The 24462-nt window shown below is 69.3% G+C and carries 23 protein-coding genes; 13 read left to right on the plus strand and 10 right to left on the minus strand.

Going from position 1 to position 24462, the window contains the following annotated elements; genetic code table 11:
- Positions 1–55: 55 nt before the first annotated feature.
- The 6 genes from BR31_RS0119170 to BR31_RS29300 all read right to left on the minus strand — a co-directional run bounded on the left by BR31_RS0119170 (position 56) and on the right by BR31_RS29300 (position 7798).
- Positions 56–1222 (minus strand): serine hydrolase domain-containing protein, encoded by a 1167-nt coding sequence (locus BR31_RS0119170; protein ID WP_051637573.1) that lies wholly within the window; start codon positions 1220–1222, stop codon positions 56–58.
- Positions 1223–1393: 171 nt separating this feature from the next.
- The gene (locus BR31_RS0119175; RefSeq protein ID WP_027502395.1) at positions 1394–2209 is read right to left on the minus strand and encodes a mycofactocin-coupled SDR family oxidoreductase; all 816 of its coding nucleotides are present in this window, start codon (positions 2207–2209) and stop codon (positions 1394–1396) included.
- Entirely contained in the window at positions 2206–3738 is a 1533-nt protein-coding gene (locus BR31_RS0119180) for a flavin-containing monooxygenase (protein ID WP_027502396.1), read from the minus strand. Before BR31_RS0119180 ends, BR31_RS0119175 begins: the two co-directional genes overlap by 4 nt.
- A gap of 22 nt (positions 3739–3760) precedes the next feature.
- Entirely contained in the window at positions 3761–4363 is a 603-nt protein-coding gene (locus tag BR31_RS29295; RefSeq protein WP_156042545.1) for a TetR/AcrR family transcriptional regulator, read from the minus strand.
- A gap of 223 nt (positions 4364–4586) precedes the next feature.
- Complete coding sequence (locus BR31_RS0119190; protein ID WP_027502397.1) at positions 4587–7028, minus strand: beta-glucosidase; 2442 nt, start codon at positions 7026–7028, stop codon at positions 4587–4589.
- Positions 7029–7180: 152 nt separating this feature from the next.
- Positions 7181–7798, minus strand: coding sequence for a TetR/AcrR family transcriptional regulator (locus tag BR31_RS29300; RefSeq protein ID WP_051637575.1), 618 nt, complete (start codon positions 7796–7798; stop codon positions 7181–7183).
- 117 nt (positions 7799–7915) lie between these two features.
- Here BR31_RS29300 and BR31_RS30705 point away from each other — a divergent pair, with 117 nt between their 5' ends.
- The 5 genes from BR31_RS30705 (at position 7916) to BR31_RS29310 (ending at position 12418) form a co-directional block, all read left to right on the plus strand.
- Positions 7916–8920: a poly(ethylene terephthalate) hydrolase family protein gene (locus BR31_RS30705; RefSeq protein WP_156042546.1), complete on the plus strand. Its 1005-nt coding sequence runs from the start codon at positions 7916–7918 to the stop codon at positions 8918–8920.
- A gap of 108 nt (positions 8921–9028) precedes the next feature.
- Entirely contained in the window at positions 9029–9646 is a 618-nt protein-coding gene (locus BR31_RS0119205; RefSeq protein ID WP_231496603.1) for a TetR/AcrR family transcriptional regulator, read from the plus strand.
- A complete protein-coding gene (locus tag BR31_RS0119210; protein WP_027502399.1) occupies positions 9643–10656 on the plus strand; it encodes a TIGR03617 family F420-dependent LLM class oxidoreductase in 1014 nt (337 codons plus the stop codon). The genes BR31_RS0119205 and BR31_RS0119210 overlap by 4 nt, the downstream gene beginning before the upstream one ends.
- Positions 10653–11465: an enoyl-CoA hydratase/isomerase family protein gene (locus BR31_RS0119215; protein ID WP_027502400.1), complete on the plus strand. Its 813-nt coding sequence runs from the start codon at positions 10653–10655 to the stop codon at positions 11463–11465. Before BR31_RS0119210 ends, BR31_RS0119215 begins: the two co-directional genes overlap by 4 nt.
- On the plus strand, positions 11462–12418 hold the full coding sequence (locus tag BR31_RS29310; protein WP_051637577.1) for an SDR family NAD(P)-dependent oxidoreductase: 957 nt from the start codon (positions 11462–11464) through the stop codon (positions 12416–12418). Before BR31_RS0119215 ends, BR31_RS29310 begins: the two co-directional genes overlap by 4 nt.
- A 108-nt stretch (positions 12419–12526) precedes the next feature.
- Here the strand turns inward: BR31_RS29310 and BR31_RS0119225 are convergent, their stop codons facing one another.
- A complete protein-coding gene (locus BR31_RS0119225; RefSeq protein ID WP_442970228.1) occupies positions 12527–14128 on the minus strand; it encodes a hypothetical protein in 1602 nt (533 codons plus the stop codon).
- A 358-nt stretch (positions 14129–14486) separates the two neighbouring features.
- Between BR31_RS0119225 and BR31_RS0119235 the strand changes: the two genes are divergently transcribed.
- The 5 genes from BR31_RS0119235 to BR31_RS0119255 all read left to right on the plus strand — a co-directional run bounded on the left by BR31_RS0119235 (position 14487) and on the right by BR31_RS0119255 (position 19061).
- Positions 14487–16169, plus strand: coding sequence for an alpha/beta hydrolase (locus BR31_RS0119235; RefSeq protein WP_027502402.1), 1683 nt, complete (start codon positions 14487–14489; stop codon positions 16167–16169).
- Between the two features lie 23 nt (positions 16170–16192).
- The gene (locus BR31_RS0119240; RefSeq protein ID WP_231496610.1) at positions 16193–17218 is read left to right on the plus strand and encodes an alpha/beta fold hydrolase; all 1026 of its coding nucleotides are present in this window, start codon (positions 16193–16195) and stop codon (positions 17216–17218) included.
- A 79-nt stretch (positions 17219–17297) separates the two neighbouring features.
- Positions 17298–17933: a pyridoxamine 5'-phosphate oxidase family protein gene (locus BR31_RS0119245; RefSeq protein WP_027502404.1), complete on the plus strand. Its 636-nt coding sequence runs from the start codon at positions 17298–17300 to the stop codon at positions 17931–17933.
- Positions 17934–17991: 58 nt separating this feature from the next.
- Positions 17992–18618 (plus strand): DJ-1/PfpI family protein, encoded by a 627-nt coding sequence (locus tag BR31_RS0119250; RefSeq protein WP_027502405.1) that lies wholly within the window; start codon positions 17992–17994, stop codon positions 18616–18618.
- Positions 18615–19061, plus strand: a complete 447-nt coding sequence (locus BR31_RS0119255) for a MarR family winged helix-turn-helix transcriptional regulator (RefSeq protein ID WP_027502406.1) — start codon at positions 18615–18617, stop codon at positions 19059–19061. The genes BR31_RS0119250 and BR31_RS0119255 overlap by 4 nt, the downstream gene beginning before the upstream one ends.
- 31 nt (positions 19062–19092) lie before the next feature.
- On the opposite strand, the gene BR31_RS0119260 is transcribed toward BR31_RS0119255, so the two are convergent.
- Entirely contained in the window at positions 19093–19413 is a 321-nt protein-coding gene (locus tag BR31_RS0119260) for a DUF6191 domain-containing protein (protein WP_027502407.1), read from the minus strand.
- A 122-nt stretch (positions 19414–19535) separates the two neighbouring features.
- Here BR31_RS0119260 and pip point away from each other — a divergent pair, with 122 nt between their 5' ends.
- Positions 19536–20501 carry a prolyl aminopeptidase gene (gene pip / locus BR31_RS0119265; RefSeq protein ID WP_027502408.1) on the plus strand — a complete coding sequence of 322 codons (966 nt, stop codon included), beginning with the start codon at positions 19536–19538 and terminating at the stop codon, positions 20499–20501.
- 293 nt (positions 20502–20794) lie between these two features.
- Here pip and BR31_RS0119270 read toward each other — a convergent pair whose 3' ends face one another.
- Positions 20795–21601, minus strand: a complete 807-nt coding sequence (locus BR31_RS0119270; RefSeq protein WP_051637578.1) for an MBL fold metallo-hydrolase — start codon at positions 21599–21601, stop codon at positions 20795–20797.
- Between the two features lie 70 nt (positions 21602–21671).
- Here BR31_RS0119270 and BR31_RS29315 point away from each other — a divergent pair, with 70 nt between their 5' ends.
- Together BR31_RS29315 and BR31_RS0119280 are read left to right on the plus strand one after the other, a co-directional pair.
- Positions 21672–22658, plus strand: coding sequence for a GlxA family transcriptional regulator (locus tag BR31_RS29315; RefSeq protein ID WP_037177303.1), 987 nt, complete (start codon positions 21672–21674; stop codon positions 22656–22658).
- A gap of 59 nt (positions 22659–22717) precedes the next feature.
- On the plus strand, positions 22718–23728 hold the full coding sequence (locus BR31_RS0119280) for a LacI family DNA-binding transcriptional regulator (protein WP_027502410.1): 1011 nt from the start codon (positions 22718–22720) through the stop codon (positions 23726–23728).
- A 55-nt stretch (positions 23729–23783) separates the two neighbouring features.
- Here BR31_RS0119280 and BR31_RS0119285 read toward each other — a convergent pair whose 3' ends face one another.
- Positions 23784–24284 (minus strand): nuclear transport factor 2 family protein, encoded by a 501-nt coding sequence (locus BR31_RS0119285; protein WP_081830581.1) that lies wholly within the window; start codon positions 24282–24284, stop codon positions 23784–23786.
- Positions 24285–24462: the final 178 nt, after the last annotated feature.

Below are 24462 nucleotides of genomic sequence, written 5' to 3' on the forward strand. Positions count from 1 at the left end.
GTTCGAGGCCCGTTGCGTGTGACGGGCCTCGAACCGCATCCCGACCCGTTCTCGGTCAGTCCGCGCACATCGCGGCATCGACGACCCGCTGCGCCGCGTCGACCGAGTCCTCGCTCATCGGGATGTGATTGAGGGTGAGCGTGACCGCGAGGCCGTTGGCGTCGACGCCGCCGGAGGTGGCGAACCCGGGGATGCCCCCGCCGTGTCCCCAGATCTCCTTCCCGCAGGAGCTGTGCACGTGGACGAGCCCGAGGCCGTATTCGTCCTTCGGGCCTCGGTCGAACGGCACGGTGTGCTTCATCTCGGCCAGTCGGTCCTGCGACACGAGGTCGCCGCGCAGTAGCGCCGCGAAGAAGGTGTTGAGATCGGCGCCGGTCGCGACCATGGCGCCCGCGGTATCCGCCCACGACACGTCGCCCTCGGTGACGTCGACCTGCTGCCCGCCCATCCGGTGATATCCGCGCGCGTGCGGTCCGCGGATCTGCGTCTCGCCGGAACCCGGGAAGTAGGTGTCCTTCAGCTCGAGCGGATCGATGATGCGTGTGGTGATCTCCTCCGCGGCGGGGCGACCTGTCACCTTCTCGACGAGCATCCCGAGCACGACGTAGTTGGTGTTCGAGTAGGTGGCCTCGTCCTTGGCGGCCGGGCCGGGCGGCAGGGACATCGCGATCTTCACGAGCTCGGCGGGCGTGTAGTGCCCAACGGGTTCCGTGCTCGTCGCGATCTGTAGCTGTCCAGGCTTGACGTCCTCCGGCTTCGCGCCACCTGGCGCGAGATAGTCCGTCAGTCCGCTGGTGTGCTGCAGGAGATCGCGGACGGTGACCCGGCTGCCGTCGTTCCCGTTGCCCGTCACGATTCCGGGCAGGTACTGCTCGACGCTCGCGGCCAGGTCGAGCCGTCCCTCGTCGACGAGCTGCATGACGACGGTCGCGACGAACGCCTTGGTGTTGCTGCCGATCCGCGCCCGCGCGTCGTCGGGGATGGGATCGCCGGTGGCCGTGTTCCCCGTCCCCGCGCGGAGGACGCGCGTGCCGCGGTCGGGATCGGTGACCACCAGCTGCGCGCCGGGAATCCCCAGCTCGGTGACGGCGTCGAGCTCCTGCTGTATCGCGGCGTCGGGCGACGGTGCGGACTGCGCGGTGTCACCGCACGCGGTCGCCCCCAACGCGATAGCGGCGGCGGTGGTCACGGCGAGCACGGCGCGACGTCGAGATGCGGTCATCGGCACTGGTCCTCCTGGTCCATCGAACCTCGCGGTGAGATCCGTACGACCAGAAGAGTATTGACGCGCGATGACGCTTCCCATGGTGCTGACCACCGCTTTCTCGGTGGACTGGGCCGGAGCGTCCGGGGTATGGCGGGCTGTACCCCGGACGCCATGGCTCCCCGGCGATCAGCGCGCGAGGAACCCCTTGTCCACCGGAATCTGCGCGCCGGTGATCACGGCCGAGGCGTCGTCGGCGAGCCACACAACGGCCTCCGAGATCTCCTCCGGCTCCACCAGCGCATCGGTCTTGAGCAGGTTCGGCGGGTAGCTGTAGACGTACGTGGGGTACTTCTCGAAGAGCTCGTACATCGAGGTGTCGTTGCCCAGCGCCGTATTGGTGCCGTACGGCAGGACGACATTGGCGCGAATGCCGAACTCGCCCAACTCCACCGCCAGTGCCTTAGTCAGTCCGGCCACCCCGAACTTGGCCGCGGCATAGTGGCCGCAGCCGGGAGGCGCCTTCACGCTCGCCGACGAGCCGACCGTGATGATGGATCCGCCGTTGCCTGCCTCGATCATCGCGGGAACCGTCGCCTTGATCGTGTTCCACACCCCGGTCAGGTTCACGTCAACGGTCTCTTGGAACTGCTCGGCCGAGATCTCCCAGATGCGGCCCCAGTTGCACACGCCCGCGTTGGCGACCACGACATCGAGTCGGCCGAAGGTCTCGATGGTCTCGGCCACGACCGCCTGCTGGCCGGCCAGATCCCGCACGTCGACCTGCCGGGTGAGGACCTTGCGCCCCTCGGACTCGATCAACCGCGCCGTCTCCTCGAGATCCGCAGGCTCGGCCATCGGATAGCCGCTGAACTCTGCGACCTGCGCGCAGACGTCGACGGCAACGATGTCCGCCCCAGCCTGCGCCATTCGAACCGCATGCGAACGGCCCTGTCCCCGAGCCGCTCCCGTCACATAGGCGACTTTCCCCGCAAGTGAGCTCATGTCGAAACCTCCGTGAATGTGTAGTCGTCGAACGATGAGAACCGGCTGAACCAGAACGCGCCGCTGATGGTCTGCGGGCGGTAGTAGAGGGCCTCGCCCTGCGAGTTGACGAAGTAGGTGCGCAGACCAGGGTTGCTGTCCACGGTGTAGGCGCTGATCGCCTTGCCGTGGCGGCGCATCTTGCGCACCCATCGGGAGAAGGCCTCGGTGCGCACCTGCGCCACCGTCGCGCCCCTTCGCCCGGTCTCGGTGATCACCCGCACGGCGTGCCGGGCCGTCAGGTCGACGAACGTGTGCCACGCGATGCCGACGTACCCCTGCGGCGCCACCAGCGACCAGCGGTTGGGCAGGCCCGGGTGCGCGCTGCCGCCGTAGCTGCGAAGCCCGTTGCGGTGGTAATCATCGGCGAGGTCGAACCCGTCGCGACCGATGATCGCGCCGCTGCGGTACGTCTCCGGGTCGGTGAACAGCTCGTATCCGGTGGCCGCGACGATCAGGTCGTAGGGGCGCTCGGTGCCGTTCGACGTGCGAATGCCGTTGGCGGTCACCCGTTCGATCGGGTCGACGACCAGCGACACGGACGGATCCGCGAGGGCGGGGAAGAAGGTGCTCGACAACACCGGTCGCTTGGCGAGGACGCCGTAGTCGGGAACCAGTGCGGCGCGGATGCTCTCGTCATCGACGTTGCGTCGCAACAGGGATCGGTAGACCGACTGCCAGATCCGGTCGTACTGCGGCATGACGGCGGCGAGGAATCTGCGCGGGAGCAGGCGCAGCACATTGCAGAGGAACTGCATCGGCAGTTCCATGGCGGCCAGCGCGGCCCCGTTGACGAGGGCGCCCGCGCCGGGGACCGCGAGGAGGCGGTGGGCTCGTGCGGACAACTCGACGTCGGGCTTCGGCAGGATCCAGGACGGCGTCCGCTGGTAGATCTCGACGCTGCGGGCCTGTCGATAGATGGCAGGGACGATCTGCACCGAACTCGAGCCGGTGCCGATCACCGCGACCCGTTTGCCGGACCAGTCGTAGTCGGGGTCCCAGGCGTTCGGGCGCAGGACGGTTCCGGCGAACTCGCCGATCCCCTCGATGTCGCCTGCCGGTTTGGCGTTGACGTAGCCGCCGACGGCATTGATGACGAACCGGGCGCGCACCGGGGCGTCGTCTTCGATGTGCAGCACCCACAGCCCCTCCGCGTCATCCCATACCTCCCGGCTGACGGTGCAGTTGCCTCGAAAGTACTTGTGCAGGTTCAGGTCATCGGCGACCCGCCGGTTGTACTCCTGGATCTCCGGTCCCGTGGGGAAGAGGCGTGACCAGTCGGGCTTGCGGGCGAAGGGGAACTGATAGAACAGCGTCGGCACGTCCACGGACAGGCCGGGGTAGACATTGTCGCGCCAACTGCCACCGAAATCGTCGGTGCGTTCGAGGATGACGAAGTTCTCGATGCCGGCGCGCTGCAGGTGGTGGGCCGCGGTGATACCGCCCGGCCCGGCGCCGATGATGGCAACGTCGACGTACTCGTGTGTCATTGCGGCTCATTTCTGTTCGTCGTCAGCGACGTGGTGTCAGCCCGTCGAGCATGAGGTCACCGACCCGGGTCCGCGCGTCGTCTGCGCTGCTGAATCCGGCCACCGAGAAGGGCAGGATCTCCAGGCTCAGGAGAACGCGCACGATCCAGTCGCCCGCGTGCATCGTGTCCAGGCCCGGGTCGACCTCGCCCCGCCGTTGGGCCTCGGCGACCAGCGTCGACCAGAAGGCGGCCCAGCTGCGGCAGAGTTGGTCGCCGTGGTGCTCCAGCAGCGTCGCGATGATGCTGTCGGTGCGCAGCGGCGGCACCAGGGCCTGCGGTGTGGTGGCATGTTCGTAGATGAGAGCGGCCGCCTCGCCGACCTGGCTTCGCAGCGTCCGCTTGGGCGTCACGGCGGCGGCCAGCCCATCGATGAAGGCGCTGCAGAGGTAGGCGAGTCCGGCGTTGATGGCCGCCTGCTTGTCGCCGAAGGCGTTGTACACCGTCCCTCGGGACACCCCGGCCGAGGTGGCGACCTCGCTCAGGCGGAATCCTCGAACCCCGTTGCGCCGCACGCATTCCGCGGCGACACGAACCAGTTCGATGGGCGGCTCGGTCACCTCTGCCCCGTCGTTCCCGCTGAGCATGTTGAACAAATTACGCCAAAGTGTTCAATGCAGTGCCCGATTCTAAAGAATGCCCCGTCGCCGAGCCCGCGCCGTTTCAGGCAGCGGGCTCGGCGACGGGGCATTTCCTGACCATGCCCGTCCTACCGCGAGGGACGGTGTTGCCGGGGATGGTCTACAGGCCGGCTCACCGCGAGGGACGGTGTGCCGGCACGGTCTCGGGCCGTACTCGGCAGCTGAGCTGTCAGACGGCCGCTTCGATGGGCAGGGTGAGGGGGCGGTCGGCGGAGGAGCCGCCGACCGTCAGGTCATACGCACCGGGGCGGTAGGCCCACGTCCGGCTCGCCTCCTCCCATACCTCGAAGGCGCGCTTCGGCAGGGTGACGGTCGCCGTCACGGTTTCGCCGGCGGCCGCCTCGATACTCGCGAAGCCTGCCAGCGCACGGGCGGGACGGGACGGGTCGCCGTCGACCGGGGCGAGGTAGACCTGCACGACCTCGCGTCCCGGCCGGGATCCGGTGTTGCGGACCCGGACCGTGACGGCCTCGCCGTCCCAGTCGACCTCCTCGTACTCCCAGGTGGTGTAGCCGAGGCCATGCCCGAACGAGTATGCGGGCGCGATGTCGGATCGGTCCCAGGCGTGATAGCCGATGAACAGGTCCTCGGTGTAGACGAGCTTGCCGTCGGTCGGTGTGACCTCAGTGACCGGGCAGTCCGCGAGCGTGGCGGGCCAGGTGGTCGGCAGCCGGCCGCCGGGCTCGGCCGCGCCGGTGAGGACCTCTGCCAGCGCCGAGCCCGCCTCCTGCCCGGGGAACCAGCTCAGCAGCACCGCGGCGACGTCGTCGCGCCACGGCATCTCCACGGGGGCACCGGAGTTGACGATCACAACCGTGCGCGGGTTCGCGGCGACGACGCGGGAGACCAGCTCGTCCTGACGTCCGGGTAGCGCGAGGGTGGTGCGGTCGAAGCCCTCGGACTCCACCTTGTCGGTGGTCGCCACGACGACGACGGCCACGTCGGCCTGGGCCGCGGCGGCCTCGGCCTCGGCCATGAGCTCCTCGGGGTCGCGCTGCGGCTCGAGGTGCCCCAGACCGAAGCTGACGATGGCGATGGGGGAGCCCTCCATCTTCATCGGCTCGTACCGCAAGGCGACCTCGACGGGGCGCCCCGCCTCGAGCTCGACGACGGCGCGATCCTTCGGCGAGCCGAAGAGCATCTCGAATGGGTCGAAGCTCTCGAGCGTCTGCTCTCCCTCGAACACCGTCTCGCCGTCGACGGTCAGGGTGAACTGGCCGATTCCCTTGGTGCCGAAGCGGTGTGGGCCTGACAGCTCCGGCGTGAACGTGCCGAGGATCTCGATGGTCTGCAGCGACGGGTAGTCGACGCCCTCGGGGAGGTTGCCCATCCACATGATGTTGCCGTCCGCCATCGGGAGCTCGCGCTGCAGCGAGCCGTCGGTGGCGAGGCAGCGGGCGCGCAGGGTGAACCCGCGGTCGGCGACGCCCATGTCCTCGCTCAGCACCGTGCCGACGTGGTAGCTCAGCGTGCCCTCGGGCAGCGCGGCCGTCAGCCCGTCGAGCGGGGAGACGACGGTCTCGGGGAAGACCATGGCGGAGCCGCCGCCGAGCACGCGGGCGTCGCGCGCGGCCAGGCCGATGAGGGCGACCGTGGACTCGGCGGGGGTGATCGGCAGGACCGGAGTGTGGTCGACCTCGGCGTTGCGGGCGAGCACGAAGGAGCGCCGGGCGATCTCGCGCGCGATCTCGCGGCCGTCGACCACGGCGGGGAACTCGGCGACGGCGGCGGGAGCGCCCTCGAGCAGGCCGACGCGCGCCGCGAGCAGCAGGACGTGACGCACGGCCTCGTCCACCACGGACTCGTCGACCTCGCCGTTCTGGACCGCCTTGACCAAGAGCTCGCCGTAGACCGACTGCGGGCCGGGCATCGCGACGTCGAGGCCGCCCGTGATCGCGCCCACCGTGGAACGTGTGCCCATCCAGTCGGAGACCACGATGCCGTCGAAGCCCCACTCGTCGCGGAGCACGCCGCGCAGCAGCTCGGTGTGCTCACTCATCGTGGTGCCGTTCACGCCGTTGTAGGCGGACATGATGGCCCACGGGCAGGCGTCGCGCACGATCGCCTCGAACGGTGCGAGGTAGATCTCACGCAAGGCTTCGGGGGAGACGATGTTGTCGACGCTCATCCGGTCGGTCTCGGCGTCGTTGGCGACGAAGTGCTTGACGGTGGCGCCGACGCCGCCGGACTGCACCCCGTGGACGTAGCCGGAACCGATCGCGCCGGTGAGCAACGGGTCCTCGGAGTAGGCCTCGAAGTGCCGGCCGCCCACCGGGGTGCGGTGCATGTTCACGGTGGGGGCCAGCAACAGGTGCACGCCCTTGCGGCGGGCCTCCTGCGCGAGCAGCACTCCCGCCCGGGCGATCAGCTCGGGGTCCCAGGTCGCGGCCATGGCGGTGGGCGACGGCAGCAGGATGGACGGGTCGTCGGGGCCCCAGAAGACTCCGCGCACGCCGACCGGCCCGTCGGACATCACCAGGGAGCCGAGCCCGATCTCGGGGAGGGCGGGCAGCGTCCACATGTCCTGTCCCTGGAGCAGCCGCGCCTTCGCGTCCAGATCGAGCTTGGCGAGTGCCGATTCCACGGCCTCGCGCGTTGCTTCGTCCTCCATCGTGAACTCCTTCGTCATCGGCCGGGTGTTGCCCGGCATGCCGGGTGGGAGAAGTGACCGCGCCGGCCCGCCGGAAGGTGATACTGCCAGCCTACCTTGTGACCACTAGGTGTTGTTATCAAACCGTTATCAAACGAAGGAGTGTGTGGGGCCTAGCCCTGGTCGTCCTGGTTCTCGACGTGGGTGCCCGCGCGGAGCAGGGTGACGAAGTCCCGGAAGGCGGCGAGCATGTCCACCTCGTCTGGGGCCAGCAGCCACTGGATCTGCATGCCGTCGAGCATGGCGATCAGCAGTGGCGCCGTCTGCTCGGGTGTGAGTCCGCCCGGCAGTTGGTCGCCGAACTCTTTGTGTAGCAATTCCGCGAACGCGCCCCGGGCGGCGGCGTAGCGCTCGGTGAAGTACTCGCGGGCCGGGTGCTGTCCGGTCGTGCTCTCCGCCGCCAATGCCGTGAACGTCTGGACGACGCCGGGGCGGTCGGCATTGAACTCCACGATCTGTTCCAGGTGGGACAGTCGCACGTCCGTCGATCGCGCGAGCAGGGCCGCGGTATCCCACTGATCGCGGGCCTCGAGCACGCCGATCAGCAGGTGCTCCTTGCTGGGGAAGTAGTGAAGAAGGCCCGGCTGGGTCAGTCCGACGCGCTCGGCGACCGCGGCAAGGGTGGTGGCTCGGTACCCGCGCTCTGCGATCTCGGCCATGGCGGCGGCGAGGATGGCCTCGCGCCTGGCTTCCGCCCTGGCTGCACGTCCGCCCCGCTGTCGCTCCGTCACGAGGCGAGCCTAACGACGGGGGTGGCGCTCCGGCGCGACGACCTGCGCAGTTCGGTATATGTAACGATTACATATCAACACCTTAATGTTGTTAGGCACTGTCGTTAGTCTCGAGCCATGAGAAGTCGCTTGAGTAGAGGTTCGGTCCTCCTCGCCGCAGCAACCCTGGCCGTGCTCGGTACCGGTGCCACGGCGCAGGCAGGTGCGCCCGCGCCGGGTAACGAGCCGAGCAAGTCCGTCGAGGCCACGTACTCCGAACGCGGACCGTGGGAGGTGACCAAGCAGCAGGGGTTCGGCTGCTGCGACTCCTCCGGCCACAAGTTCGACGTCTGGTACCCCACCGACCTCGGTGCGGACGGCACCAAGCACCCGATCGTCACCTGGGGCGACGGCACCTGGGCGCATCCCCATCAGTACGACTACCTGCTCTCGCACCTGGCGTCCTGGGGTTTCGTGGTGATCGCGCCGGACAACACCAACACGGGCTCCGGCCAGGAGATGCTGCAGGCGGTGGACTTCCTCAAGCAGCAGGACAGTGACCCGTCGAGCGTCTTCTATCGGACGCTGGACACCGACAACGTCGGCGCGATGGGGCACTCGCAGGGCGCGGTCGGCACCCTCAATGCCACCGTCCGTTCCGACGGTGCGATCAAGACCGCAGTCCCGATCGAACTCCCCGGACAGTTCATGTGCACGCTCAATTCGCCGAAGCCTGACCCCGCGATGACCGTCTGCGCGGACCCTCGGGCGCTGACCACCGGCTCGGTCCTCTACGTCAACGGCTCCGGCAGCCCCATCTCGCCGTCCGCTCAGCCGCTTCCCTGGGAGCAGATCGGACCCCAGTCTGCGCAGGGCTACTTCGGCGCCACCCCGGACTCGGTGCAGAAAGCGATGGCGACGCTGAACGGCCCGAACCACAACGACATTCAGGGTCAGCCCGGCTGCCCCGCGAATGATCCGGGCTGCGTCAGCGGCGTGCAGGGGTTCCTCGGTGTTCTCACCGCCTGGAACATGGACAAGCTGCGCGGCGATGCGCACGCACACAGCGCGTTCGTCTCCGGGACCGGTGAGCTCTTCGGTGAGACTGCCTGGAGCAACCAGGCGAGCAACATCACCGGCTGATGCCGGAGTCGACCGCATACATCAGCCGGGGTCTTTTCATGCTGCGACACCTAGGGGGGCGAAGGGCGAAGCGCCGCGTCGATTAACGTAACGAGTTACTATGTAATGGTGAAGCATGAGGATTCGCCCCGCGCCGGGCGTCCCCGCGATCCGAGCAAGGACAAGGCGACGCTCGTCGCGACCCGCCGCCTCCTGGCGGAGGTCGGTTACCAGCAGACGACGGTCGCCGCGATTGCCAGGCGGGCCGAGGTGAACACGCCGGCCATCTATCGGCGGTGGCCCACTCGCGAGGCGTTGATCGAGGAAGCCGTGCACGGGACCGGTGGGCATCCGCTGCCCGAGGCGTCGGGTGACCTGCGCACGGATCTCGCGACCTGGGTGCGGGTCTTCCTGGTTCGTGCCGCACGTCCCGCCGCGCGCGCGGGTGTGCCGGGCTTGCTCGCCGATTCGCAGTCCGAGGAGGCGCGCCAGCGCCTGCTTGCCATCGGGGTGCCGGTGCGCAAAGCCTTTCGGGATCTTCTGGACGACGCTGTCGCCAGGGGAGAGATCGCAGCCGGGGTGAATGCGACGTTCCTGTTCGACCTGCTCTCGGGCGCCACGACCATGCGTGGGCTCACCAGGGGAATGGAGGACGACGAGGATTTCGTCGACGCGCTCGCCGGTTCCCTGTACGTCCTCGCCGCGCATGCGACCGAGGCGACGGACATCAAGTCGGTGCGCCCATGAAGGTCGATGTGCAGCTGGACGGCCGACCCGAGGACGCGGCCTCGCGGGCGCGTGAGCTCGTCGCGCTCGGGGCCGACGGGCTGTTCACCTTCGAGGGTGCCCACGACGTGTTCGTCCCGCTTGTCGCCGCGTCGGGTGCGGTCGAGGCGGACCTGATGACGAACGTGGCCATCGCGCTGCCCCGCAGCCCAATGCACCTGGCCCACACCGCCAACGACCTGCAGACCCTGAGCCGGGGGCGGTTCCGTCTCGGCCTCGGTTCACAGATCCGTCCGCACATCGAGCGCCGCTACGGCGCCCAGTGGTCGAAGCCTGCCGCCCGCATGCGCGAGACGGTGCTCGCGATCAAGGCGATCTTCGCCGCGTGGGAAGGCCGGGCGCCGCTCAGGTTCCAGGGCGAGTTCACCACGCACACCCTCATGCCTCCCACCTTCGATCCCGGCCCCAACCCGTACGGACCTCCGGAGATCTGCCTCGGGGCGCTGGGCCCGTTGATGACTCGGGCGGCCGCCGAGGTCGCGGACGGACTGCTCGTCATGCCGTTCAACAGCGCCAGGCACTTCCGGGAACGGACCCTTCCCGCGATCGAGAAGGGTCTCGAAATAGGTGGGCGTTCGCGGTCGGACCTCGCGATCTACCCCCAGGTCATCGTGGGGACCGGCCGCACCCCCGAGGAGCTGGACGCGGCGGCGCGCGGTGTGCGGCGCCTGCTCGCCTTCTACGGCTCCACCCCGGCGTATCGGCCGGTGCTGGAGGTGGAGGGGTGGGCGGACGTGCAGCCGGAACTCAACGTGCTCTCCAAGCGCGGCGACGTCGCCGCGATGACGGAGTTGATCGACGCCACCATGATGACCACGCTCGCGGTGCACGGGACCCCCGAGCAGTGCGCGGCGGAGATCGTCGCTCGGTTCGGCGACCACGCGGACCGGGTGTGCTGCTACTTCCCCGGCTATCCGGTCTCGAACGACCATGTCGCCGAGCTTATCTCGGCGTTGAAGGCGTCGCGATGACGGCCGGGGTGTCTGTCACGGTCGATCGGGGGGTCGCGGTGGTGACCCTCGACCGGCCCGAGAGGCGCAATGCGTTCACCGGTGCGATGGGCCCGGCGCTGAGCGAGGCCTACCGGACTCTCGACGAGGACGATGCGATCCGAGCCATCGTGCTCACCGGCGCGCCCCCCGCGTTCTGCGCGGGCGCCGATCTCGGCGGTGGCGGCGCCACCTTCGACGCTCCCGACGCCGAGTTCACCGCCTCGCCAGTCGATCCGCCGGCCTTCGATCTGCGTAAACCGGTGATCGCCGCGGTGAACGGGCACGCCATCGGAATCGGGTTCACGCTCGCGATGCAGGCCGACATCCGGATCGTCGCCGAGGACGCCAGGTTCGCGATCCCGCAGGTTCGCCGCGGGGTGCTCCCCGACGCGATGTCCCACTGGACCGTTCCGCATGTCGCGGGCATGTCGGCCGCGGCGGATGTGCTGTTGACGGGCCGCACCTTCGACGGCGCCGAGGCGGTCCGGCTGGGGCTGGCGAGTCGCTGCCTGCCATCCGGCGAGGTGCTGCCGGCCGCGCTGGAGGTCGCCCGTGACATCGCGGTGAACACCGCGCCGATGTCGGTCGCGTTGTCCAAACGACTGCTGTGGCAGACCGCCCGACACGGGTACGGCCCGGATCGAGTGGCGACCCTCGAGACGGACCTGCACCTGCGGGTGATGGGCACACCCGATGCGGCCGAGGGAGTTCGCGCGTATCTGGACAGGCGCGAACCCCGGTGGACGTCGCGGCTGTCCACGGACTGGCAGGAGGATTCGCCGGAATGACACAACAACCCATCCCGCGGCCGCAGGGCACCGTCGACCGCGCGCGCACCGCAGACGAGGTCCTCGACGGCGTAGAGCTGAGCGGGCGCACGGTGCTCGTCACCGGGGTGACGAGCGGTCTGGGTGCCGAGACCGCTCGAGCACTGGCAGGATCGGGCGCTCACGTCGTCCTCACCGCCCGCGACACCGCCGCGGCAGGCGCGGTGGCGACGCGGATCCGTGAGGCGCATCCCTCGTCGGAACCGGAGGTTCTCGGTGTCGACCTCGCGGACCTGGAAAGTGTTCGCGCCCTGGTCGATCGGGTATCCGAGCGTCGGCTTCCGGTGGACGTCCTGATCAACAATGCCGGGGTGATGTACCCGCCGTTCGAACGCACCCGCGACGGGTTCGAGCTCCAGTTCGGCACCAACCATCTCGGCCACTTCGCGCTCACGTCTCTTCTGCTGCCGTCGCTGACGGCCGCCGCCGATCGATCCGGTGTCCCGGCACGGGTGATCACGGTGTCCTCGGACGCACACCGGGCGCACCCCGTCGATCTCGTCGATCCGAACTTCGAGCGCCGCACCTACGACAAGTTCGTCGCCTACGCCCAGTCCAAGGCCGCGAACGTGCTGACGACCGTCGAGCTCGAGCGACGGTTCGGCGGCCAGGGTGTGCACGCCTTCGCGGTTCACCCGGGAGTGTGCGCCACCGGCCTCGCGCGCCACATGTCCCGGGACGACATGGCGGAGATGAAGCGCATGTCGGCGGGCTCACCGAACGCGCTGACAAACCTCAAGTCCGTCCCCGCCGCCGCGGCGACGTCGGTATGGGGAGCGACCGCGCCCGAGCTCGACACGGCCGGCGGCGCCTATCTCGCGGACTGTGGGATCGGCGCGGCCAGCGGCCACGCCACCGACCCCGCCACCGCAGCGGCCCTGTGGGAGTTGTCGGCCCAGCTCACCGCCCCGTGACAGACCGGGCGCGACAGGGGTGGCGGTCGCACCTTCCGAGGTGAGATGGGCAAGGTCGACAACGACAGGTCGAGCAGGTTCCTGTGATCAGCGGGATGGGCCGGGTCGCTATCGCACGACCAGGTCGTGATCGGTGGCGCTGAGGGTGATGGGCGCGATGCGCTTGCCCCGCGACCAGTCCCGCACGAATGCGTCCAGGGTCGGATCCGCGCCCCGCGCGTCGAAGGCGGCGCGGGGTACCTCGATGGCGCCGACGAGGTGCCTGGGCTGATCGTCGAGGCCTGCGCCGCGCGGCCCGAGTCGCAGGCCGTCCGCGGTGTGCAGCAGCACCGGGATCGCCTTCCCGTCGGGTGCGGTCACGGTGGCGGGCCGGGTGGTCGCGGCGGGATCGAAGTGATCGACGGACAGCCTGTACCCGGACGGTCCCGCCTTCAGGCCGGCCTCGTCGAGCAGGCGGGGGTCGAGGATCGAATACGGGACCTGCCAGTCGACGAGCAACTGCGCGTCGACGACGGCGTCGCGACCGGGCAGCGGCGCAGTCAGGTTCCACGGCGCCGGGGGCGCAAGGGTGTCCGAGGATCGGTCCGCCTGCGAGTTCCGCACTGCGGTGCCGGGAAGCGGTGCGCCGGTGGGTGTGAACTCCCACACCGGGGCGGTCAGGTCCTTGTGCCAGAATCCGGTGCGTCCGTCCCTCTTGCCTGCCACGCGCAGCTCCCGGCGGTCCGGGCCGACGCCGGTGGAGTGCACGCTGATCGCCGAGGTGTTCTCGCCCGGGATCTTGGGCTGGTGCACCCAGTCCTGCGCGGGCAGCTGGATCGCGGCGTAGTTCTTGAACCACGCTTCGAAGGCTGAGTTCGGCGCGGTGGGTTTGCCGGTCTGGTCGTCCCAGCTGTAGCGGAAGAACACCGAATCCCCTCCGGTGCCGTCGATGTCGTAGTTGCGGGTGTACATGTCGCCGTACTTGTTCATCACGAAGGTTGTCGAGGCCGAGGAGGACAGCGCGATCGACTGGAAACGCCCGCCGACGGGTCCGCCGATCTCGTAGCTGTCGTCGTCGGGCAGCCACGGGTCCGCATAGGTGATCCGGCTGCCGTCGCCGGTCAGCGCGGGCACCATTGTCATCTTCGCGAGCCCGAAGAAGTGGATCCGGCCTGCGACGTCCGCGTAAGTCTGGTTGTCCCAGGGGGATCCGACGCTGAGCGCCCAGGTTCCCGGGTCGCCGCCTGGCAACTGCTTGCCCTTGCCGGTCCACAGCGGTGCCCCGAACGAGGAAGTCCAGTTCCAGAAGGCCGGGGCCTGCGAGGCGTTGTCCATGGTGTAGATCCAGCCGCCCTCGTCGATCGCGACCAGCTCGTCGTCGTCCACCGAGATCCCGACCAGGCGGTCCCGCAGGCACGTCGGCAGCGGCGCGTATCGCCACGGCTCTGGGTTGGCGCCGTTCCATACCCGAGGCCTGGTCAGCAACGCCTGGCCTGCCAGCGAGTAGTCCCAGAACTTGTTGAACTGTGTGGTCTGAGTGCGCAATTCGACACTCGCCGGTGCACCCGAACCCGAGAACTCCGGCAGGTTCGCCAATCCGTCCCTGGCGCCGAACGAGGGCAGGCCGGGCGGTACCTGCGCGGTGCCGAAGGGGACGCAGTCGGCCGGTGCGCTCGATGTCGGCGCTGCCGTCGCGGCAGGCGCCTGAGCGGCCAGCCCGACAACTGCGATCGAGCAGACAACGGCGGTGCGAACTCGAAGCCGGGGGACATCGGCAAGTTGGGTAGAAAGGCTCACGAACTGAATCATCAACTGCCATCGGTGGTTTGTTACATGCCGCAGGTTCGGAGGTTTGCTGGGCGGTGACCGCCAAGGCTCCGGCCTTCGGATTTCCTCGCGATTCGAATGCACCAGACTGGATCGACCAGACCGTCGGCCCTCACCAGTCGAAGGCTCCCCGCCCCATATCCCCGCCGACGGCGGCGTGTTCCAATGGTGGTGGAGGTTCGGTCAGGGGGAACGGACCGAGGTGGGGTGCAGTGTGCCGACTCGGCCGACTGCGCCAACGGGGGGAGGAGTTGCAGTGCGGATGGTTCTTCGGGGGCGGGCCAGGCGACGTGCCGTCGTCGCGGCGGGATCGGCGTTGTTCATCGGGTTCGCCGGGAGTGTCACCGCCATCGCGGCACCGGCCCCGTACCCGGGCGTCCCTCCCGGGTACGCAGAACAGGAGATCCGCTGGCATCCGTGTCCCTCGGACATCCTCGATCATGCGCTGGCAGGCGACGGTTACGCGGCGGCTCGATCGGCGGTACTACCCGGGCTCGACTGCGCCCGGATCCGAACTCCTCTCGACTGGGCGCGTCCCGCGGATGGGCGCGAGGCGACCTTCTGGATCTCGAGGCTTCGCGGCACGGGCGCCGCGTCCACGCCGCTGCTGACCAGTTCCGGCGGTTCGGGCGCTGGTAGCCTCCTCGATCCTCACAGCTTCTCCGGTGGAATGCCGATACTCCGAGATTCGTTCGACCTCATCGGTTTCGACGCTCGGGGAACATCAACATCGTCGACGGCGCAGTTCTGTGATCCGGTCGTCTCCGGGGATCCCGCCCTTCTGGGAACCGGCCAACGGGAGGGCTACGACGTCCTCGACTTCTCGGCACAGTCCGTTGCCCGTCAACTCGACGACGCACGGCGATGGACCGAGCGATGCCTCGCCGGGGCGGCGAGGACCCCGGATGGCGCGTCGACGGCGCCCTACGTCACCTATTGGCAGACGGTCCGTGACCTGGACCTGGTGCGTCAGCTCCTGCATGCGGACAAGTGGAGCTACCTCGGGGTGTCGCAGGGGACTGCGCTCGGGCGGGAGCTGGCACGGACCTTTCCCGAACGCGTCGACCGATGGGTGCTCGATTCGGTTGTCGATCCGCTCAGGAGTCCGAACGAGGTTCTGCAAGAACGGTATCGGGCTCGGCAGCAGGCGGTCGAGACCGCGTTCGCGCCCTGGGCGGCGACCCGCGGAACCGTTTTCGGCGACTCCGCGGAGCGGGTGTTGGCGTCGATGACGAAGCTCCGGGGCGACCTCGCCGCCCGGCCCATCCGACTCCTCGGGGGACAGACCTTCACCTCGAACGACCTCAACGCCGTCCTGTTCGGTGTCGGGAACGCCGCCAACGAGGCCGTGCTGTCGAGGCTCGTCACCATTCATGCAGCGGTGTCGGGGGATTCGTCACTCGCATCTGTCCAGTCAGCAATCTCGATGATCTCCCAGTTCCAGCTCTCGCCATTGATCGATCGTGAGCTCGGTGCCGTCCTGTCCGGCGGCCCGCGGCAGGGCTGGTGGACGGCCTACAACTGCAACGCCGCGGAATGGAGCCACGACACGGACGCCGTCCTGGCGGAGCAGAGGCGGGCGGCCGAGAAGGCGCCGCTGACGTACCTCGGGATGGGCTTTCCGGCGGCGTGCGCATACTGGCCGTTCCCCGGGCAGGCGGATTCGCAGTCGGGGTGGGGTGACGTGCCTGGCATGCTGCTGATCACCAACGAGCGTGACGCCGTCACGCCGGCCGACGGCGCGCGCACCCTCCGGGACCTGGTCGCCGGCTCGCGACTGGTCACGGTGCAGGGCAAGTCCGCGCACCTGGTCCTGCCCCAGCGGATGCCGTTCGGACTCCCTGGCGGCGTCCCGGGAACCAGTTCGTGCGCCGCGGACATGGCCAGCCGCTACCTGGCGACCGGTGAACTGCCGTCGAAAGACCATATCTGCAAACCCAATTGAGCCTGGAGGCCATCGTGAACGGCATGACGTCGAAGCGATCGCGGCCGCGCCGCGTCCTGCGTGTGGTCGGGCGGGTGTTCGTCGGTCTCGTCGCACTGGTCGTCGTCGCCGTCGCGGTCTCGGGCGGCATCCACCGGTGGCAGACTACCCGCGACAAGGACGCCATCGAGGCGGCGATCGGCTCCGACCACCGCTATGTCGAGGTGGACGGTCACCGGATGAGCGTCGCGGTCCAGGGCTCGGGACCGCGAACCATCGTCCTGTTGCCCGGATTGGGCACACCGGAACCGATTCTCGGCTTCGCTCCGCTGGCCCGGCGGCTCGCCGAGCAGAACACGGTCGTCACCGTCGAGAACTTCGGGCTGGGTCTGAGCGACGGCACCGATGCCCCGCGCACCAGCGAGGCGATCGTCGACGAGACCAGGGGAGCGCTCCGGGAACTGGGGCTGGACGGCCCCTACGTCCTGATGCCCCATTCGATTTCGGGTCTGTACGCGATGTGGTGGGCGACCCACCACCCGGACGAGGTCGCCGCGGTGGTGGGCCTGGACGACGAGCGCTACACCTCCGGTCTTGCCCAGGACTCCCCGGCGTGGCCGGGCTGGATGTCCGCCGTCACCGCGGTCGGCGGTATCCGAGACCTGATCGCCCTGGACAAGAGCACCGACTACCTGGGCCTGGTGGCCGACTATCGGCAGAGCCTCGGCGCCGCCGCCGAGTACACCCCGAACCAGCAGGACCTGTACCTGCGGGCCTACTCGTGGGTGTTGAACCCGACCATGCTGGACGAGGCTGCCCGCGAAGCGGAGAACGTGCGAGCGGCCGAGGGCGCCGTGTTCCCTCCCACCCTGCCTGCCCTGTCGATCCTCGCCTCCTCCTCGCTCACGGCGGACCCGGAATGGGAGTCCTCGCATCGCGCGGCGATCAGCAATCCGTCGATCCAGCAGGTCATGGTCATGGACGGCCACCACTACCTCTTCCACGCCCACGCCGCGGCGATCGCCGCACAGACAGAGCGCTTCCTCGACGATCACGTGAAGGTGCCCTGAAGTACCGGAATTCTGGTCTGGCTGGTTTGTCTCATTCTGGGCCTGTTGTCCATGCCGCAAACTGGGCACGATTCGGTGCATGGACCGGATCAGGAGATACCCAGACCTTGCCAGCGGCCACCGGGCCGATCTCGACGCGGTGCTCGACGCCGCGGCGGTCGGCACCCTCGCGACCGTGGTGGACGGATTGCCGTGGGTGGTCCCCATGCTCTACGCCCGCGACGGCGACCGCATCGTGCTGCACGGATCGACGGGTGCAGGCGCCCTGCGGCACGTCGCGGCAGGCGCCCCGGTCGCCTTCTCTGTCACGATGCTCGACGGGATCGTGGTGGCGGACACCCTGTTCGACTCCACGGCCAACTACCGGTCGGCCGTCGTGCGCGGTTGCCTGACCGAGTTCTGCGGGGGCGGCGCGGTGGAGGCCCTCGATCTGATGTCCGATGCGCTGATCCCCGGCCGGAGCTCGGAGGTGCGCACCCACACGAAGAAGGAGCTCGCGGCGACCCTGGCGATGGCCCTGTCCATCGAGCCGGGATGCTGGACGGTCAAGATGCGCGACGCGCCGCCGCCCGAGCCGTCGGCGGCCTCCGGTGAGTGGGCGGGCGTGATCCCACTGCGGACTGTGGCCGGTGCGCCGGAACCCGCACCGTGGGTGGGCGAGGACGTCCAGGAGCCGGAATCCGTGCGCCGACTGGTTGCCGGGGCGAGGGTGTGATGGCCGCATCGGCCGGAGGCTGAGTGACAGCATGCTGTCTATATGACAGAATGCTGTCATGAGAACCCAAGTGGTGCACCTGGCGGTCTACGACACCCTCGCGGACTGGGAGGCCGGTCACGCGATCGCGCACATCAACCAGCGTCAGTGGCAGCGCGAACCGGGTCGCTACTCGGTGTCCACCGTTGGGCTGACCCTGGACCCGGTGACCACCAGCGGCGGCGTGCGCATGATCCCGGACCTCGTCCTGGCCGATCTCGACCCCGAGGACAGCGCGATGCTGATCCTGCCCGGGGCCGACACCTGGATCGGGGGCGACGCCTTGGCCCCGTTCGCGGCCAAGGCGCGCACGTTCCTCGACGCGGGCGTGCCGGTCGCTGCCATCTGCGGCGCGACCTACGGACTCGCGGGGGAGGGCCTGCTCGACGACCGTGACCACACCAGCAACGTCGCGTACTTCCTGGCCATGACCGGCTACGCGGGCGGCGGCCGGTACCGGGACGAGCCCGCGGTGACCGATCGGGATCTGATCACCGCGGGCGCGACGAACCCCGTCGAGTTCGCCCGCGAGATCCTGGGGCGCCTCGACGTCTACACCCCGGAGGTGCTCGACGCCTGGTACCGGCTGTACGCGCGCTCGGACGCGAGCGCCTTCGAGGTGTTGCAGACGGCGACCGCGCAATGACCGAGCCGAAGCCGGCCGAGCTGCTCTCCGGCGCCGCCCTGACTGCATTCCGACTCAACGGCCAGTTCCTGGCAGTGGCGGAGCAGCTGGCTCGGCCGGCCGGTCTCACCGCCGCGTGGTGGCAGGTGCTCGGCGCTGTCGTCGACGAACCACTGCCGGTCGCGGGCATCGCCCGGGCCATGGGGATCACCCGGCAAAGCGTGCAGCGGATAGCGGACCTGATGGTGGACAAGGGGTTTGCCGAGTTCCTACCCAATCCCGCCCATCGTCGGGCGAAGCTGTTGCAGTTGACCGCCGAGGGTCGGGCGGCGATGGCGGGCATCACGCCCGACCAGCGCGCCTTCGCCGACCGGCTCGCGAATCACCTGGGGCTCGAGGAATTCCGGCGTGCTCTGGATGTGCTGGAGCGGATGTCGGCAGCCCTCGACACGCTGGCAGATTGACCCGCTGCGAGAGAGCCCGGTCCCGAATCCGTCAGCGCGGGGCGTCGCTGGCGTTGCGCAGAACGGCACGGTTCGACGCGATGTCCAGGCGTACCAGCGGCGGCGCCCCGTCGGCGTCGTCCTCGCGATGCATCAAGGACACCTGGCGCTGCTCGAACTCGTGGTGCTTCGAGCCCTGGAACACCGCCGTGACCTCCTCGAAGCCCGTCGCCGACACGGTGCGGCCGCCACCACGACGGGTCCACGGCAACATCCGTCCGCCGGTCACCCGATTGAACAGGGTCTCGGCGAACGCGGCCAGGACGAGCAGGCACACCAGCCCCGGAATCGTCATCGCGAACAGCATCCCCATGCGGTCCGAGTGTAGTGACCGCCCGCTGCGGGTGCGGTGAGAGAGATTCGACGTCGACCGCGCGGACGCGCGACAAGGCCGAGGTCGTGGATCGGACGCCGGTGGTTGGGCATGCTGCTTCGATGAGCACCCGCTACCCGCCGATCGAGCCGTACGAGTCGGGCCAGCTGGAGGTGCCCGATGGTCACCTCCTCCACTGGGAGAGCGTCGGTGACCCCCGCGGGGTGCCGGTGCTGTTCCTGCACGGCGGTCCGGGCTCCGGCTGCACCGCCGGTGCCCGGCGGTACTTCGATCCACAACGATGCCGGGCGGTGCTGTTCGATCAGCGCGGCTGCGGCCGCAGTCGCCCGCTCGCGGACGGACCGGACGCGGACCTCGCCTCGAACACCACGGCTCACCTGGTGGGGGACATCGAGCGACTGCGCGAGCACCTGGGCATCGACCGGTGGATGGTGAGCGGGATGTCGTGGGGAGTGTCGCTGGCGTTGGCGTATGCGCAGCAGCACCCCGGCCGGGTGCTGGCGATGGTGCTCGGTGCGGTGACGGCCGGTACCCGCGTCGAGATCGACTGGATCACCCGCGCGATGGGGCGGGTGTTCCCGCAGGCGTGGGAGCGGTTCGTGGAGGGAGTCCCCGAGGCCGAGCGCGGCGGAGATCTCGCGGCGGCCTACGCGCGGCTGCTGTCCGACCCGGACGCGGCGGTACGCGAGGAGGCGGCAAGGAAATGGTGCGAGTGGGAGGATGCGCACGTGTCCCTGGCGCCCGGCTGGACGCCGAGCTCACGGTACTCGGACCCGTTGTTCCGCAGCGTCTTCGCGCGGCTGGTCACGCACTACTGGAGTCATGACTGCTTCCTCGAGGAAGGGCAGATCATGGCCTCGATGGACCGGATCGCGACGATTCCTGCGGTGCTCGTGCACGGTCGGTACGACGTGTCCGGTCCGTTGGACACACCGTGGAGGATGGCCCGGGTGTGGCCGGCGAGTCGGCTCGTGATCGTCGACGACGCGGGACACGGTGGTGGCGGCTTCGCCGCGGAGTTCACGGCAGGCGTCGACGCGATGCTGGTCGACGTTCTGAAGCGATAGCTAGTGCCCGTCTGCGCGGTGCGTTGTTCGGGATTTCGCCCCGGAGTTCGGCCGCCTATGTATAAATGGGTCGTCCCTCGAGTCAGTCGAGGCGACGGCAGATGCCAACGGCAAGAAGGAGTCTCGATGCTGGTGTTCGACCCGATCTTCTCGTTGTTCAACGAGATCGCCGGTGCGCTCGGTTCTAGCGACGTCGAGACCTAGACCCCCTGCGGAAACGGTGGGCCGAGTCGCGAGAATTCGACCCACCGTTTCCGCGTCCGGGGTTTCCGCAGCCGCGTCGCCCCGAGCGTTCAGATGTCGAAGTACGTGCCGGGTACCGGCGTGTGTAGGCGTGCGTCGAGCCCGGCAGCCTCGAAGGCCGCGGTGAACCGGTCCGCGCCCTCGGTGAAGTGTGCCCACCCGTCGGTGTGCACGGGGATGACGACGGACGGATCGAGGATCCGGGCCACCTCGACGGCCTCCGCCGACGTCAGCGTCACCGGCACCGGGAAGCGTCCGGGATCCGCGGCCCCGGCGAAGAGGACGGCGATGTCCACGGGGCCCAGCCGTGCCCCGATCTCACGAGTCAGCTCGACCGACGCGTTGTCGCCCGAGATGTAGATCGTGGGAATTCCCTTGGCACTGAGCACGAATCCGGTGACGGTGCCGGTGATCGGTTCGCATCCGGTGGGGCCGTGCAGCGCCGGGACCGCCGTGACGGTGAGCTCACGGCCGTCCGGGGTGGTGATCGACGTGTGATCCCACGGCGCGAGTCCGGTCACCCCGGGCAGCCGCCCGGCCGCCTCCGGCGTGGAGAGCACCGTCTCGACCCCGTCCAGCAGTCGCTTCCCTGTCTCGTCGAGGTTGTCCGCGTGCTGATCGTGCGAGAGGAGCACGAGGTCGATGGGACCGAGCGCCTCCGCGGGCAGTGCGGGCGGGGTCAGCTTGGTCAGGGTGACGCCGCCCTCGTAGCTGCCCGGTTCGTCGAACGTCGGATCGGTGAGGATGCTCAGCCCGGCCACCCTCAGGTGCAGGGTGGGGCCACCCACGAGGACGGCCCGAACTCCCTGCGCCGCTACGGAACCGGTCGATGTCGTGCTCTCTGTTGTCGAGGTCATGCCACAAGCATCGGCCGATCACCCCGGCGCGGCCAGTGGCCCGCAGGACATGTTCCGCTAAGATCGGGCCATGGTCAGATCCGTCGCGGTGATCGCCTTTCCCGACATCAGCCCGTTCCATCTCTCGGTGCCCTCGCTCGTCTTCGGGCACGCGGAGTCGCGCGACACCCCGCCGCGCTATCGGGTCACCATCTGCGCCGAGGATCCGGGCATCCTGCCCACCAACGCCGGCTACGACATCGCGGTCCGGAGTTCCCTCGGCGCACTGGTCGAGGCGGACACGGTGGTGATCCCGAGCTGGGTGCCCGACCGCCAGCCGTCGGATGCGGTGCTCGAGGCGATCCGGCGTGCCCACGGACGCGGGGCGCGCATCGTCGGACTGTGCCTGGGCGCCTTCCCGATTGCCGATTCCGGGATCCTCGACGGGCGGGAGGCGGCGACCCACTGGCACGCCGCGGAGACCCTGGCGCGTCGGCATCCGCAGGTGACGGTCCGGTCGGACGTATTGTGGTCGGATCTCGGCGACGTCGTGACCTCGGCCGGTACGGCAGCTGCGCTCGACTGCTGCCTGCACCTGGTCCGATCGGACCACGGTGTCTCCGCCGCCACCGCGCTCGCCCGCCGACTGGTCCTGGCTCCGCACCGCAGCGGCACCCAGGCGCAGTTCATCCCGGTCCCCGTGCGCGAACAGGACGGTGAGGACGAGATCGAGCGGGCGATGGCGTGGGCCCGGATGAACCTGTCCGAGCCCGTCGACCTCGATCACTGGTCGCGCGTGGTGCTGATGAGCAGGCGCACCTTCACCCGGCGGTTTCGCGAGCGCACCGGATCGAGCCCGCAGCAGTGGTTGCTCCTGCAACGGCTGGACCGGGCGCGCCTGCTGCTGGAAACGACGGAGCTCGGTGTCGACGCGGTGGCAGGCGAGTCGGGCTTCGGGTCACCGGCCTCGCTCCGGCTGCATTTCGGGCGCACGTTCGGAATCAGCCCGTCGGCGCACCGCGCCCTGTTCTCGGCAGGGGACTCGGAGCAATCCACTGTCGACCGGTCACGCGTGTAGCGTTCCCGGTATCCCGTTCCGATACCCGGAGCGGTCGGTCGGAGGTCAAGGGGACGACGGTGGACCGGGCGCGAGAACGACGGCCGACCAGCGCAGACGTCGCGCGTCACTCCGGTGTGTCGAGGGCCACGGTCTCCTACGTGCTCAACGGTCGAGACGATCACCCGATCAGCGAGCAGACCAAGCGGCGCGTGCTGGCGAGCGTCGACGCCCTCGGATACACGCCGAACCTCGCCGCGAGCGCCCTGCGCGCCGGCCGCAGCAACATCGTGCTGATGCCGATGCCCGACATCCCGCTCGGCTTCGCGGTCGACGCGATCCTGCAGGGGCTCGATCGCGGCCTGTCCGAGCGGGGGCTCCGCTTCCTCCTGCACGGCGACCGCGGTTCGAGCGGTGTGACCGGGGCTCGCGCGTGGGCGCAGCTCCGCCCGGCCGCGGTCTTCACCGACACCGCGCGTTGCGACGCGAAGGCGGCGGCGCTGCTGCGGAGTGCCGGGGTTCGGGCAGTGCTCCTCGCCGGACCCGAGGTGGTCCCGTACGCGCCGACGGCGCGGTTCCAATTCGATTCGCTGGCCGACTGCGCGGCACGGTATCTCGCGGGGCAGCGCGGCCATCGACGACTCGCGTGCCTGGTGCCGGGCGGCGAGCTCGCCGATCTAGGCGAGCGTCGGTTCGGGGTGTTCGTGTCGGCGGCAACGCAGGAGGGGGCCTCCGTCGAACGGGTCGACTGCGCCCTCTCGATCGACAGCCTCCTTCCCGTCGTCTCGGCTTGGTGCGATCCGGACCGGCGCCCGGACGCGGTGTACGCCTACGACGACGAGTTCGCGTTGGTGCTGATCCAGGCCCTGCGGGAGGCGGGGCTGGAGGTGCCACGCGACATCGCCGTCGTCGGGTCCGACAACCTGCCGCTCGGCGCGATCCTGCGGCCGCACCTGACGACGACCTGTGTCGACCTGCAGGCGATCGCGTCGGGCCTGGCGGAGTCGATTCACCGCCTGGTCGACGGGCGCCCCTTCGAGCCCCTCGGCGATCTCTTCGCCCCGCGGGTGCTGGTTCGGCAGTCGGCCTGACCGGGCCAGCGTCGGTGTGGGTGGCGCGGGCCCCGATGCCGGTCGGGGTCGGGGGTCACCGCGGGGTGATGACGGCGCGGTCCCCGGTCTCCGCGCGGACGGCGATGACCCGGCTCGTCAACGCCCATCCGGTGTCGGTTCGGGCCCACGAATCGGTGTAGTCGCCGAGGCACTCGTAGACCGCGCCCTCGTTCGCGCCCGCGCCGACGTGGAACGCGCGGAAGTACGACCGGGTTCTGGCCGTGTCCCCGTCCAGCTGCACCTGCACGTTGCCCATGAGGTGCTGCGTCGCGCCGCACACGTCGAGGTGGGCCCGGACCACGGTGAGCACCGCGTCGACGCCCTCGACAAAGTAGGCACGGGCGTCCTCGGTCATCGCCGACCGGAGCCCGGGCCAGTCCTTCGCGTCGAGTCGGGCCTGGAACCGGTACAGGCTGTCGATCACCGCCAGGTGGTCTTGCAGTTGCCCGAGATCGGCAGGCGGAGTCGAGCGGAACGTCGGATCTGGCTCATCGGTTCGCACGGTCGAGGCACCCTTCCCTGCTTGATCGGTCATGTTTCCCCTGGCCCAGGGGGTGACACGTGTAACAATGCATGTGTCTGCCGCCCGGTGCAGCAGGATTTCCCGCTGAGTGAGACGCGTCACACCGGGGTCGGTTGTCCGGCCGCAGTCTTGTGCACGCACCGGACCTCGGCGGCCGCCTCAGCCGTCAGTACCGCGCCCCGCCATGGCC

The organism is Rhodococcus sp. UNC363MFTsu5.1, assembly GCF_000686785.1.
Taxonomy (GTDB): Bacteria; Actinomycetota; Actinomycetes; order Mycobacteriales; family Mycobacteriaceae; genus Rhodococcus_G; species Rhodococcus_G maanshanensis.